Origin of the sequence: Methyloversatilis universalis EHg5 (assembly GCF_000378945.1) — a bacterium.
GTDB lineage: Bacteria > Pseudomonadota > Gammaproteobacteria > Burkholderiales > Rhodocyclaceae > Methyloversatilis > Methyloversatilis universalis_A.
Window position 1 is genome coordinate 3,267,964 of the sequence record NZ_KB900539.1, and the last position, 13,818, is coordinate 3,281,781.

Below are 13,818 nucleotides of genomic sequence, written 5' to 3' on the forward strand. Positions count from 1 at the left end.
CAAAGCCATACTGTGACAAAGCACCTCGTCGTTCTCCACCGTGCCGGGTGGCACGGCTGGCCACTGACACGCGGTCTGTCGCTGCCGCATAGGACTGCTCGATATTCGGTGCGTCAACTCCTACACTCGACACCATGCAGAAACAGAAACACTGGAATCTCGGTGCCAAGCTTGCCGTCGCGGCCGCACCCTTTGCACTGCTTGCGCTGCTGTCGATCTCGCTCACGCTCTGGGTGTCCTGGCAGCTGGACGGCGGTGCGGCGGCAGTCAACGAGGCGGGCCGCATGCGCATGCAGGCCTACCGCATGTCGCTGCTGGTGGCGGCCGGCGAACGCAATCTGCTGCCGGACGCCAGCGCCGAATTCGAGCGCAGTCTGGCCCTGCTGAACCGGGGTGATGCCGAGCGCCCGCTGTTCATGCCGCGCGACGAGGACATCCGCGCCCGCTTCGAGGCGGTCGGACAGCACTGGCAGGAATACCGCCACCACTGGCTGGACGTGCAGCCGGCCGACAGCCACGGCCTGCGCGAGGAAACCGCCCGCTTCACCGGTCGCATCGACGCGCTGGTGGCCGGCATCGAAGCCCACATGTCGCGCTGGACCGCGCTGCTCAACCTGCTGCAGCTGGCCACCATGGCGCTCGCCGTGATCGGTGCCACCGTGCTGCTCTACATCGGCTACCTGTTCGTGCTGGAGCCAGTGGGCCAGCTCAAGCAGGCGCTCGAACGCATACAGCAGGGCGACCTGGGCACCCGGGTCGAACGCAACAGCAGCGACGAGTTCGGCACGCTGGCCGACGGCTTCAACGACATGGCCGACCAGATCCAGGCGATGTACCGCAACCTCGAAGCCAAGGTGTCGGCCAAGACCGCTGAACTGCAGGACAAACGCGAGCGGCTGGAAGCGCTGTACGAAGTGACCTCGCTGATCGCGACCGCCCGCTCGCTGGAAGAACTGGCCCGCGGCTTCGTCGGTTACGTGGCGCGGGCGGTGCGGGCCGACGGCGTGGCGCTGCGCTGGTCGGACGAAGCCAACCGCCGATACGTGCTGCTCGCGTCACAGGGCCTGCCGGCCTACATGGTCGATGGCGAACGCTGCCTGCGCGCGGAGGAATGCCATTGCGGCTCGCCCAAGGCACCGCCGTTCGCGCGTGTCATTCCCATTCAGGCGCTGGAAAACGAGGGGTTGCAGTATTGCAGCGAAGCCGGCTTTGAAACCCTGGTTTCGGTACCGGTCCGGCTGAAGGACAGGCTGATGGGCGAAGTTGACCTGTTTTTCCACGCCGAGGTCGATCTGTCGCCCTCGGCCCGTTCTCTGCTCGAAGCGCTGGCCACCCATCTGGCGAGCGGCATGGAAAACCTGCGACTGAACGCGCTTCAGCACGAGGCTGCGGTGTCTCAGGAGCGCAACTTCCTCGCCAACGAACTGCACGACTCGATCGCGCAGTCGCTGGCCTTCATGAAAATGCAGGTTGAAATGATGCGCACCAGCCTGTCAGCGCACGACGAAACAGGCACCCGGGCCATGCTGGACGAACTGGATGCCGGCCTGCGCGAAAGTACCGGCGACGTACGCGAACTGCTGCTGCACTTCCGCACCCGCACCAATTCCGAGGACATCGAGGCGGCGCTGCAGGCCACGCTGCGCAAGTTCGAGCACCAGAGCGGCGTGCGTACCACGCTGACGCTGAACGAGCACGGCATGCCTCTGCCCCCTGACCTGCAGATCCAGGTGCTGCACATCGTGCAGGAAGCGCTGTCGAACGTGCGCAAGCATGCCCGGGCCGGTCACGTGTGGCTGGATGTTCAGCAACAGCCCCAGTGGCGCATCGAAGTACGCGACGACGGTCGCGGCTTCGAGGTGGGCGACGGCCCGCCGGACGAAACCCATGTCGGCCTGCGCATCATGCAGGAGCGGGCTACGCGCATCGGGGCACGGATCGAAGTATTCTCCACCTCCGGAAAAGGGACGTCGGTGGTGCTCACGCTGCCGGCCAGTGACCCCACGCTGCTCGATCTGCCGCCGATGCAGGCCGTTTCATGAATACTGCTGCCGACCACACGCCGATCCGCATCCTGCTGGTCGATGACCACACGCTGTTCAGGCGCGGCCTGTCCGCGCTGCTTTCGCGCGACCCCGGCCTGCAGATCGTGGGCGACGCGGCCGACGCCGGCGAGGCACAGCGACGGGCGCAGCAGCTCAACCCTGACGTCATCCTGCTGGACAACCACCTGCCGGGCGTCAATGGCGTGGATGCACTGCCTGCGCTGCGCGAGGCCGCCCCCGGTGCCCGCATCCTGATGCTCACCATCAGCGAGGACGGCGAAGACCTTGCCACCGCGTTGCGCGGCGGTGCCAGCGGCTATCTGCTGAAGACCATGGAAGGCGAGGCGCTGGCACGCGCCATCCACCGTGCCATGGCCGGCGAAGCGGTAGTGGCCGACGAAATGACCGGCAAGCTGGTCGAGGTGTTCCGTCAGGCGGCGACGCCACCGGCTGCAGTGGTCGATGCGGCCGTGCCGGCAGCCGGCGCGCTGTCACCGCGAGAAACCGACATCCTGCGCGGCATCTCGCGCGGCGACAGCAACAAGGTGATTGCCCGCGATCTGGGCATCGCGGAAACCACGGTCAAGATCCACGTGCAGCACATCCTGCGCAAGCTGGGCGTCAGTTCGCGCGTGCAGGTGGCGGTGATCGCGGTGGAACGCGGACTGGTGTAGCCGCGGTAAGCCGGCGCCCGCGCCTCACTTCAGACCGAGCCGGCGCGCGAGCTTGTGCAGATTGCTCGAGTCCAGCTCCAGCAGGCGCGCCGCCTGCGCCCAGTTGCCCGAACTGGCCTGCAGCGCGCGCCGCAGATGGGCGCGCTGGGCCGCATCGGTCACCACCCGAAGTGGCCGTATGCCGCCAGTAACCATATCCCCGTCACCGGGCTGAACATCGCCGCCCGGCACCTCCTCCAGCGGCTCACCGATGTCCAGCGCTGACGCCGGTATCGACACGATGTCGCTGCGCTGCGCCCCCCGGCTCACCATTTTCAGCGCGGCACGGCTGATCGCGTGCTCCAGCTCGCGCACATTGCCCGGCCAGCGATAGCTGCACAGCGCCTGCTCCGCGTCCGGCGCCAGCCGCAGGCTGCGCAGGCCCAGGCGCATGCGGTTCAGTTCAAGAAAATGCCCGGCCAGCAGCAGCACGTCATTGCCGCGCTCGCGCAGCGGCGGAATCGGCGCCGGATAGACCGACAGCCGGTGATAGAGATCGGCGCGAAACAGCCCGTCGCGCACGCTGTCGCGCAGAGTGCGGTTGGTGGCGGCGATGATGCGCACATCAACCTGGCGCGGCCGGTCGGTGCCCAGGCGCTGTATCTCGCCGTTCTGCAGCACACGGAGCAGCTTGGCCTGTATCGACAGCGGCAGTTCGCCCACCTCGTCGAGAAACAGCGTGCCGCCGTCGGCTGCCTCGAAGCGGCCGGGCCGATCGGTGGTGGCGCCGGAAAAGGCGCCCTTCACATGACCGAACAGCTCGCTCTCCGCCACTGATTCCGGCAGCGCCGCGCAATTCACATGGATGAGCGGTCGTTCGACGCGCGACGAGCGCTGATGCAGGTAGCGGGCAAAAAGCTCCTTGCCGACGCCGGTTTCACCGAGCAGCAGCACCGGGAGGTCGGAGCCGGCCACCACCGCCAGTTCGCGCAGCAGCGCGGTGATCACCGGGCTGTGACCGATGATTTCGTCGCTGCCGGAGAGCGCGCCGGCATCCACGCTTCGATCGGCCGACCCGCGCGCCATGCGCAGGGCATGCACCTCCTGCTCCAGTCGGGTCACCCGCAGCGCCGCCTCCACCCGTACCGTGCATCGGCGCAGGCGGTCGCGTGACGCCTGATCGAAGGTACCGGTACGCAGCGCGTCCAGCGTGAGCACGCCCCAGGGCTGACCATCGACATGCAGGCTCGTACCCATGCAGTCATGCACCGGCAGCGGCTCGCCAACCCGGGTGTCCAGCAGGCCGTCATAGGGGTCGGGCAGCGCGCTGTCGTGATCGAAGGCGGTCACGTCGCGCCGGTTCAGGATGGCGGCCAGCCGTGGATGGTGGGCCGGCATGAAGCGCCGGCCGAGTGCCTCGCGCACCAGTCCGTCGACCGCCACCGGCCGCAGGCCGTCCTCGTCCAGCCGCAGCAGCGCCACCGCACCGCAGTCGAACGCGGCCCGCAGGCTGGTGACCAGACGCTGCAGCCGGACCGCGTGCGGCAGTTCGCTCACCAGATCGGCCAGCAGCATGTCCTCAATGAGGTCATTTCCACCATTCACGGTTAAATAAACCCTGACTGAAAGGGTCGATATTACCCCTCTCGTACGCAAGTGACTGAACTGTAAGCACCCGCAGGCTGGCCCCGATCTTGCGAAACAGGGTCATGTGCCCGCCGGCCACCTACCGTGACCGGCACCGGGCGACGACAGACACGACCACGGAGACCGACCACCATGAACATGACCGAACAATCGCTGGGAGAACTGGCCCGTACCATTCCCGGCGCCACCCGCATCTTCCACACCCATCGTCTGGACTTCTGCTGCGGCGGCAAGAAAACGCTGGGCGAAGCGGCCGAGCGCCGCGGTCTGGACGCACACCGCATCGCGGACGAACTGCAGGCGCTGCGTGCCTCCGCCGAAGCCGGCGGGCAGGACTGGTCGGCGGTGGACAACGAAACGCTGATCGCCCACATCCTGAGCCGCTTCCACGACCGTCACCGCGAACAGCTGCCGGAACTGATCCGGCTGGCGCGCCGGGTGGAACAGGTGCATGGCGACCGTCCGGACTGCCCGCTCGGGCTGGCGAACCATCTCGAATCCATGCTGCAGGAACTGGCCACCCACATGCTGAAGGAAGAACAGATCCTGTTCCCGATGCTGATGCACACCTCGCCCGCCACCGCAGGCAGCCCGATCGCGGTGATGCGGCACGAACATGACCAGCACGGCGAAACGCTGCGCACGCTGGAAGCACTGACCGACGACATCACGCCGCCGGCCGATGCCTGCAACACATGGCGCGCGCTCTACACCGGCCTGCGCCAGCTGCGTGACGACCTGATGGAACACATCCATCTGGAAAACAACATCCTGTTCGAGGTGCGCACGCCCGTCGCCGCCTGACCGCTTTTCCGCTCTCTCCCTGCCCCACCCTGGCGCCCCTTGCGGGCGCCTTTTTTCATTCCGGTCCGCCTTTTCCGGCAAGTCGCCACCGCGCCGTTTCCAGCATGCCGGCGGACTTGCGCGCTTGACCTCGATCAAGCGCGGCACAGCTTCCGACCGGGGTAGTTCTTCCGGAGTATGTCCATGCCGTCGCCATCGTTCTTCCGCAGGGGCCGGACGATACCGTTGAAGGATTCCGGCCCCTGCCGCCGCTCCCTACCATCGCCGCAGGTAAAAAAGGGAGGACCGAATCATGACCAGGAAGGGACAGGCGCTGTCGGTGCTGATCGTCAGCACCCTGGCGTTCACCGTGTGCTTCATGGTGTGGATGATGTTTGGCGTGATCGGCATACCGATCAAGAAGGCGCTGGACCTCAACGCCACCCAGTTCGGACTGCTCACCGCCACGCCGGTGCTCACCGGCTCGCTGGTGCGCGTGCCGCTGGGCATCTGGACCGACAAATACGGCGGCCGCATCGTGATGACGCTGCTGATGGCCTCTACCGTGCCGGCGATCTGGCTGATGGGCTACGCCACCGAATACTGGCACTTCCTCACCATCGGCCTGTTCGTCGGCCTGGCAGGCGGCTCGTTCTCGGTCGGCACGCCCTATGTCGCGCGCTGGTTCCCGAAGGAGAAGCAGGGCTTCGCGATGGGTGTGTATGGCGCCGGCAACTCGGGGGCTGCGGTGAACAAGTTCGTCGCCCCGGCGCTGGTGGTCGCCTTCGGCTGGACCATGGTGCCGCACGTCTACGCCGCCATCATGCTGGGCACCGTCATCGTGTTCTGGCTGTTCAGCCACAGCGATCCGGCCCATCTGGTGGCATCGAACACGAAGTTCAGTGACCAGCTGAAGGCGCTGAAGGACCCGCGCGTACTGAAGTACTGCCAGTACTACAGCATCGTGTTCGGCGGCTATGTCGCACTCAGCCTGTGGATGGTGCAGTACTACGTCGGCGAGTACGGGCTGGACATCCGCGCCGCCGCGCTGCTGGCCGCCTGTTTCTCGCTTCCCGGCGGCGTGCTGCGCGCGATCGGTGGCTGGCTGTCGGACAAGTACGGCGCGCACAGCGTCACCTGGTGGGTGCTGTGGGTGAGCTGGATCTGCCTCTTCGTGCTGTCCTACCCGCAGACGCAATTCACCGTTGTCACCCTCACCGGCGAACAGACCTTCCACATCGGCCTGAACGTCTATGCCTTCACCGGCCTGATGTTCATCCTCGGCATCGCCTGGGCCTTCGGCAAGGCCAGCGTGTTCAAGTACATCAGCAACGACTACCCGGCCAACATCGGCACCATCAGCGGCATCGTCGGTCTGGCCGGCGGCCTCGGCGGCTTCGTGCTGCCCATCCTGTTCGGTGTGCTGCTCGACCTCACCGGCATACGCTCCAGCGCCTTCATGCTCATGTACGGCGTGGTGTGGGTATCCCTCATCTGGATGTACTTCACCGAAGTCCGCCGCACCCCGCTGGTGGATGACGTCACGGCCCCCCGGCCCTGACCCGGCTCTTACGGAGATCGACATGAATCCGACCCTGCACGCCGGCAAACAGCCGGTACAGACCGCCCCCACCGGTCCTGACGTCGAAGACTGGCGCCCTGAGGACGAAACCTTCTGGGAAACGACCGGCAAGAAAGTCGCCTACCGCAACCTCTGGCTGTCGATTCCCGCCCTGCTGTGCGGATTCGCGGTCTGGGGCATGTGGGGCATCATCACCGTGCAGATGCTCAACCTGGGCTTCCCCTTCACCCAGGACCAGCTGTTCACGCTGACCGCCATCGCCGGCATCTCCGGTGCCACGATGCGCATTCCGGCCTCCTTCCTGATCCGGCTCGCCGGCGGCCGCAACACCATCTTCCTGACCACCGCCATGCTGCTGGCGCCGGCCATCGGCACCGGCATCGCGCTGCAGCACACCGACTGGCCGCTGTGGGTGTTCCAGCTGATGGCGCTGTGGTGCGGCGTCGGCGGCGGCAATTTCGCCAGCTCGATGTCCAACATCAGCACCTTCTTCCCGAAGCGGCTGCAGGGCACCGCACTGGGTCTGAATGCAGGCCTCGGCAACTTCGGCGTCACCACGATGCAGATCGTCATTCCGCTGGTGATGACCGTGCCGCTGCTCGGCGCCTTCGGCGGAGAGCCGATGACGCTGGTGAAAGACAGCGGCTGGATCTTCGGCAAGATCGCCGCCGGCACGCCGACCTGGATACAGAACGCCGGCTTCGCCTGGGTGCTGTCGCTGGTGCCGCTCGCCATCCTGTGCTGGTTCGGCATGAACAACATGAAGGCGGTGTCGCCGGCCACCGGCAACCCGCTCGTCGCCTTCTCGAAGATCACCTACCTGTACACGCTGGCCTTCATCCCGGCCATCTTCATGCTCTACCTCTACCTGCCCGCGCCGACCGGCCTCGGTCTGCTGAACATGTGGGTGGCGATTCCGCTTGACATCATCATGGCACTCACCGTCATGAAGCTGGCGGCGTTCGGGCCGATGCGCGAAGGCGTGTCGAAGCAGTTCCGCATCTTCAGCGACAAGCACACCTGGTCGATGACCGTGCTCTACATCGTGACCTTCGGCTCCTTCATCGGCTTCTCGATGGCGCTGCCGCTGGCGATGAAGGTCATTTTCGGCGTCAGCCACGTACCCGATGCCAGTGGCGTGATGCAGCACACCGCACCCAACCCGAACGCGCCGACCGTGCTGGCCTTTGCCTGGATCGGTCCTTTCGTCGGCGCCGCGGTGCGTCCGGTCGGCGGCTGGATTTCCGACAAGTGGGGCGGCTCCATCGTCACCCAGATCATTTCGCTGGTGATGGTGGCGGCATCGGTCGCGGTCGGCTACGTGATGAAGCTGGCCTACAGCTCGGCCACGCCGGAACAGTATTTCCCGCTCTTCCTCGGCCTGTTCATCGTGCTGTTCTTCGCCAGCGGCATCGGCAACGGCTCCACCTTCCGCACCATCGGCGTCATTTTCGACCGTCAGCAGGCGGGCCCGGTACTGGGCTGGACCTCCGCAGTCGCGGCCTACGGCGCCTTCATCGCACCGGTCGTCATCGGCGCCCAGATCAAGGCGGGCACGCCGGAACTGGCGATGTACGGCTTCGCCATCTTCTACGCGGTGTGCCTGGTCATCAACTGGTGGTTCTACCTGCGGCCGAACGCCTACGTGAAGAACCCCTGACCGCCGCAGCCCGCTGACCGGCACCGCAGGCGGTACCGGTCCGGGCCCTGGACACGCACACCGACACATCCATCGAAAGACTCATCCCGGAGAGTACATATGAGCCACTTTCTCGACCGACTGACCCACTTCTCAGCCCCGAAGGAAAGCTTCTCGGGCGAGCACGGCATCGCCACCGGCGAAGACCGCAGCTGGGAAGACGCCTACCGCGACCGCTGGGCGCACGACAAGATCGTGCGCTCCACCCACGGCGTGAACTGCACGGGCTCATGCTCGTGGAAGATCTACGTCAAGGGCGGCATCGTCACCTGGGAAACCCAGCAGACCGACTACCCGCGCACCCGCTGGGACATGCCCAACCACGAGCCGCGCGGCTGTGCGCGCGGTGCCAGCTACAGCTGGTACCTGTACAGCGCCAACCGCGTGAAGTACCCGATGGTGCGCGGCCGCCTGCTCAAGACCTGGCGCGAAGCACGGCTGAAGCACGGCCCGGTCGAGGCCTGGGCGTCCATCGTCGAGAACGACGCCAAGCGCCGCGACTACCAGCAGGTGCGCGGCCTCGGCGGCTTCGTGCGTTCGAGCTGGGACGAAGTGAACGAGCTGGTCGCTGCGGCCAACGTCTACACCATCAAGAAGCACGGCCCGGACCGCATCATCGGCTTCTCGCCGATTCCCGCCATGTCCATGGTGAGCTATGCCGCAGGCAGCCGTTACCTCAGCCTGATCGGCGGCGTATGCATGAGCTTCTACGACTGGTACTGCGACCTGCCGCCGGCCAGCCCGCAGATCTGGGGCGAACAGACCGACGTGCCGGAATCGGCCGACTGGTACAACTCGACCTACCTCATCGCCTGGGGCTCCAACGTGCCGCAGACGCGCACGCCGGACGCGCACTTCTTCACCGAGGTCCGCTACAAGGGCGCGAAGACGGTCGCGGTCACGCCGGACTACGCCGAAATCAGCAAGCTGGCCGACCTCTGGCTGCACCCCAAGCAGGGCACTGACGCGGCGCTGGCCATGGCCATGGGCCACGTCATCCTCAACGAGTTCTACTTCAAGCACCGCAGCGAGTACTTCGACGACTACGCGCGCCGCTACACCGATCTGCCGATGCTGGTGCAGCTGAAGGAACACACGCTGCCGGACGGCCGCACCGTGCTGGTACCCGACCGCTATGTGCGCGCCAGCGACTTCAACGGCAAGCTGGGCCAGGCCAACAATCCGGAATGGAAGACGGTCGCCTACGACGAAGGTGGCCGCGTGGTGCTGCCGAATGGCGCCATCGGCTTCCGCTGGGGCCCGGACGGCCGCGCCGACGCCGGCCAGTGGAATCTGGAAGCGAAGGAAGCGCGCCACGGCGGCGAGGTGAAGCTCAAGCTGTCGGCGCTGGAAGGCGACAACGCACCGGTCGAGTACGTGCAGGTGGCCTTCCCCTACTTCGGCGGCACCGAACACGAACATTTCCCGAACAGCCCGCAGGCCGGCGGCGACGTGCTGCTGCGCACGGTGCCGGTGCAGCGCATCGCGCTCGGCAAGGCCGGCGACAAGCGCGACACCCTGGTCGCCACCGTGTTCGACCTGCAGGTGGCCAACTACGGTGTCAGCCGCAACCTGCCTGATGACAGCGGCGCGACCGGCTACGACGACGACACGCCCTACACGCCCGCCTGGCAGGAGCGCATCACCGGCGTGCCGCGCGACCAGGTGATCACGGTCGCCCGCCAGTTCGCCGACAACGCCGACAAGACCCGTGGCAAGTCCATGGTCATCATCGGCGCGGCGATGAACCACTGGTACCACTGCGACATGAACTACCGCGGCATCATCAACATGCTGATGATGTGCGGCTGCATCGGCCAGAGCGGCGGCGGCTGGGCGCACTACGTGGGTCAGGAGAAGCTGCGTCCGCAGACCGGCTGGACCGCGCTCGCCTTCGCGCTCGACTGGATACGCCCGCCGCGCCAGCAGAACTCGACCAGCTTCTTCTACGCGCACACCGACCAGTGGCGCTACGAGAAACTGGGCGTCGAGGAAGTGCTGTCGCCGCTGGCCGACCCCGCGCAGTGGCAGGGCAGCATGATCGACTACAACGTGCGCGCCGAGCGCATGGGCTGGCTGCCCAGCGCGCCGCAGCTGAAGACCAATCCGCTGCAGGTGGTCCGTGACGCCAGCGCCGCCGGTGTCGATCCGAAGGACTATGCGGTCGGCGCCCTCAAGAACGGTACGCTCGAACTGAGCTGCGAAGACCCGGACGCGCCGCAGAACTGGCCGCGCAACATGTTCGTGTGGCGCTCCAACATCCTCGGTTCCAGCGGCAAGGGCCACGAGTACTTCCTGAAGCACCTGCTGGGCACCAGCAACGGCGTGCAGGGCAAGGATCTGGGCGTGGATGACGCGAAGCCGGCCGAAGTGCGCTGGCACGAGCACGCGCCGGAAGGCAAGCTCGACCTGCTGGTGACGCTCGACTTCCGCATGAGCACCACCTGCCTGTATTCCGACATCGTGCTGCCGACCGCCACCTGGTACGAGAAGAACGATCTCAACACCAGCGACATGCACCCCTTCATCCATCCGCTGTCGACCGCGGTCGACCCGGCCTGGCAGTCGCGCAGCGACTGGGACATCTACAAGGGCTTCGCGAAGAAGTTCAGCGAGGTGTGCGTCGGCCATCTCGGCGTGGAACGCGAGCTGGTGCTGACCCCGCTGATGCACGACAGCCCGGCCGAACTGGCCCAGCCCTTCGGCGTCGCCGACTGGAAGCGCGGCGAGTGCGACCTCATCCCGGGCAAGACCGCGCCACAGATGACGGTGGTCGAACGCGACTACCCGAATGTCTACAAGCGTTTCACCGCGGTCGGACCGCTGATGAGCAAGGTGGGTAACGGTGGCAAGGGCATCGCCTGGAACACCCAGGACGAGGTGCGCCAGCTCGGCGAACTGAACGGCCTGGTGACCGAAGAGGGCGTGACCAAGGGCATGCCGCGCATCGACAGCGACATCGACGCCTGCGAAGTGGTGATGATGCTGGCGCCGGAAACCAACGGTCAGGTCGCGGTCAAGGCGTGGAAGGCGCTGGGCAAGCAGACCGGCCGCGAACACGAGCATCTGGCCATCTACCGCGAAGACGAGAAGATCCGCTTCCGCGACATCCAGGCGCAGCCGCGCAAGATCATTTCGTCGCCGACCTGGTCCGGTCTGGAAAGCGAGAAGGTGTCGTACAACGCCGGTTACACCAACGTGCATGAACTGATCCCATGGCGCACGCTGACCGGCCGCCAGCAGTTCTATCAGGACCACCCGTGGATGCGCGCCTTCGGTGAAGGCTTCGTGAGCTACCGGCCGCCGGTCGACCTGAAGACCACCGGCGAGATCGCCGGCATCAAGCCGAACGGCAATCCGGAGATCCAGCTCAACTTCATCACGCCGCACCAGAAGTGGGGCATCCACTCCACCTACAGCGACAACCTGCACATGCTGACGCTGAACCGCGGCGGCCCGGTGATCTGGCTGTCGGAGGACGACGCGAAGAAGGCGGGCATCGTCGATAACGACTGGGTGGAACTGTTCAACGTGAATGGCGCGATCACCGCCCGCGCGGTGGTGAGCCAGCGGGTGAACCCGGGCATGGTGCTCATGTACCACGCACAGGAAAAGATCATCAACACACCGGGCTCGGAAATCACCGGCGCACGCGGCGGCATCCACAACTCGGTCACCCGCATCGTGCTCAAGCCCACCCACATGATCGGCGGCTACGCGCAGCTTTCGTACGGCTTCAACTACTACGGAACCATCGGCACCAATCGCGACGAATTCGTGGTGGTGCGCAAGATGAAGCGGGTCGACTGGCTCGACGGCGAAGCTGCCACCGACACCGCCCACGCGTAAGGAGAGATGACATGAAAATACGCGCACAGATCGGCATGGTGCTCAATCTCGACAAGTGCATCGGCTGCCACACCTGCTCGGTCACCTGCAAGAACGTGTGGACCAGCCGCCCGGGCATGGAATACGCCTGGTTCAACAACGTCGAAACCAAGCCCGGCATCGGCTACCCGAAGGAATGGGAAAACCAGGACAAGTGGCAGGGCGGCTGGATGCGCCGTGCCGACGGCTCCATCGTGCCGCGCCAGGGCGGCAAGTGGCAGCTGCTGATGAAAATCTTCGCCAACCCGCACCTGCCGGAAATCGACGACTACTACGAACCCTTCACCTTCGACTACGACCACCTGCAGTCGGCGCCGGAAATGAAGGCGACGCCGACCGCACGGCCGCGCAGCCTGATCACCGGTCAGCGCATGGAAAAGATCGAGTGGGGTCCGAACTGGGAAGAGATTCTCGGCGGCGAATTCTCGAAGCGCTCGAAGGACAAGAACTTCGACGAGGTGCAGAAGGACATCTACGGCCAGTTCGAGAACACCTTCATGATGTACCTGCCGCGGCTGTGCGAACACTGCCTGAACCCGGCCTGCGTCGCCAGCTGCCCGTCCGGCTCGATCTACAAGCGCGAGGAAGACGGCATCGTGCTGATCGACCAGGACAAGTGCCGCGGCTGGCGCATGTGCGTGTCCGGCTGCCCGTACAAGAAGATCTACTACAACTGGCAGAGCGGCAAGGCAGAGAAGTGCATTTTCTGCTATCCGCGCATCGAGGCCGGTCAGCCCACCGTGTGCTCGGAAACCTGCGTCGGCCGCATCCGCTACCTCGGCGTGCTGCTGTATGACGCCGACCGCATCCAGGAAGCGGCTTCGGTCGAACACGACCGCGACCTCTACCAGGCGCAGCTCGACATCTTCCTCGACCCGAACGATCCGGACGTGATCGAACAGGCGCGCGCCGACGGCATCCCCGATTCGTGGATGGAAGCCGCCCGCCGCAGCCCGGTGTACAAGATGGCGGTGGAGTGGAAGGTGGCACTGCCGCTGCACCCGGAATACCGCACGCTGCCGATGGTGTGGTACGTGCCGCCGCTGTCGCCGATCACCGCCGCCGCCAACGCCGGCCAGATCGGCAGCAATGGCGAAATTCCGGACGTGAACCAGCTGCGCATCCCGGTGAAGTACCTGGCCAATCTGCTCACCGCCGGCGACACCCAGCCGGTGGTGCGGTCGCTCGAACGCATGCTGGCCATGCGCGCCTACCAGCGCACCAAGCATGTCGATAACCGCATCGATGTGGCCGCGCTGAAGCAGGTCGGTCTCAGCCAGGCCGAGGTGGAAGACATGTACCACGTGATGGCCATCGCCAATTACGAGGACCGCTTCGTCATTCCGACCACCCACCGCGAATACGCCGAGAACGCCTTCGACGTGCGCGGCGGCTGCGGCTTCTCCTTCGGCAACGGCTGTTCGGAAGGCAGTTCGGACACCAGCCTGTTCGGTGGCAGCAAGCGCCGCACCATTCCCATCAAGGCGGTGGTCTGAGATGAGAACCCCCACGCTCACTGCG

Annotated in this window: 8 protein-coding genes; 7 read left to right on the top strand and 1 reads right to left on the bottom strand. The window is 65.7% G+C overall.

Annotation, left to right across the window (positions count from 1 at the left end):
- Window positions 1–134: 134 nt before the first annotated feature.
- Window positions 135–2,042 carry a type IV pili methyl-accepting chemotaxis transducer N-terminal domain-containing protein gene (locus tag METUNV2_RS0114980; RefSeq protein WP_018230285.1) on the top strand — a complete coding sequence of 636 codons (1,908 nt, stop codon included), beginning with the start codon at window positions 135–137 and terminating at the stop codon, window positions 2,040–2,042.
- On the top strand, window positions 2,039–2,719 hold the full coding sequence (locus METUNV2_RS0114985) for a response regulator (protein ID WP_018230286.1): 681 nt from the start codon (window positions 2,039–2,041) through the stop codon (window positions 2,717–2,719). Before METUNV2_RS0114980 ends, METUNV2_RS0114985 begins: the two co-directional genes overlap by 4 nt.
- A 24-nt stretch (window positions 2,720–2,743) precedes the next feature.
- Here METUNV2_RS0114985 and norR read toward each other — a convergent pair whose 3' ends face one another.
- Window positions 2,744–4,273, bottom strand: coding sequence for a nitric oxide reductase transcriptional regulator NorR (norR, locus tag METUNV2_RS0114990; protein WP_018230287.1), 1,530 nt, complete (start codon window positions 4,271–4,273; stop codon window positions 2,744–2,746).
- Window positions 4,274–4,477: 204 nt separating this feature from the next.
- Between norR and ytfE the strand changes: the two genes are divergently transcribed.
- The 5 genes from ytfE (at window position 4,478) to narH (ending at window position 13,793) form a co-directional block, all read left to right on the top strand.
- A complete protein-coding gene (gene ytfE, locus METUNV2_RS0114995) occupies window positions 4,478–5,149 on the top strand; it encodes an iron-sulfur cluster repair protein YtfE (RefSeq protein ID WP_018230288.1) in 672 nt (223 codons plus the stop codon).
- A gap of 292 nt (window positions 5,150–5,441) precedes the next feature.
- Window positions 5,442–6,689 (top strand): MFS transporter, encoded by a 1,248-nt coding sequence (locus METUNV2_RS20240; RefSeq protein ID WP_018230289.1) that lies wholly within the window; start codon window positions 5,442–5,444, stop codon window positions 6,687–6,689.
- A gap of 22 nt (window positions 6,690–6,711) precedes the next feature.
- Window positions 6,712–8,370 carry an MFS transporter gene (locus METUNV2_RS20245; protein ID WP_018230290.1) on the top strand — a complete coding sequence of 553 codons (1,659 nt, stop codon included), beginning with the start codon at window positions 6,712–6,714 and terminating at the stop codon, window positions 8,368–8,370.
- A gap of 99 nt (window positions 8,371–8,469) precedes the next feature.
- Window positions 8,470–12,258, top strand: coding sequence for a nitrate reductase subunit alpha (locus METUNV2_RS0115010; RefSeq protein WP_018230291.1), 3,789 nt, complete (start codon window positions 8,470–8,472; stop codon window positions 12,256–12,258).
- 11 nt (window positions 12,259–12,269) lie between these two features.
- Entirely contained in the window at window positions 12,270–13,793 is a 1,524-nt protein-coding gene (narH, locus tag METUNV2_RS0115015; protein ID WP_018230292.1) for a nitrate reductase subunit beta, read from the top strand.
- Window positions 13,794–13,818: the final 25 nt, after the last annotated feature.

Bases quoted from the DNA above. Each gene is read 5' to 3' on its own strand.
- norR (WP_018230287.1), bottom strand. From the start codon at position 4,273: ATGCTGCTGGCCGATCTGGTGAGCGAACTGCCGCACGCGGTCCGGCTG.
- METUNV2_RS0114980 (WP_018230285.1), top strand. From the start codon at position 135: ATGCAGAAACAGAAACACTGGAATCTCGGTGCCAAGCTTGCCGTCGCG.
- narH (WP_018230292.1), top strand. From the start codon at position 12,270: ATGAAAATACGCGCACAGATCGGCATGGTGCTCAATCTCGACAAGTGC.
- METUNV2_RS20245 (WP_018230290.1), top strand. From the start codon at position 6,712: ATGAATCCGACCCTGCACGCCGGCAAACAGCCGGTACAGACCGCCCCC.
- METUNV2_RS0114985 (WP_018230286.1), top strand. From the start codon at position 2,039: ATGAATACTGCTGCCGACCACACGCCGATCCGCATCCTGCTGGTCGAT.
- ytfE (WP_018230288.1), top strand. From the start codon at position 4,478: ATGAACATGACCGAACAATCGCTGGGAGAACTGGCCCGTACCATTCCC.
- METUNV2_RS0115010 (WP_018230291.1), top strand. From the start codon at position 8,470: ATGAGCCACTTTCTCGACCGACTGACCCACTTCTCAGCCCCGAAGGAA.
- METUNV2_RS20240 (WP_018230289.1), top strand. From the start codon at position 5,442: ATGACCAGGAAGGGACAGGCGCTGTCGGTGCTGATCGTCAGCACCCTG.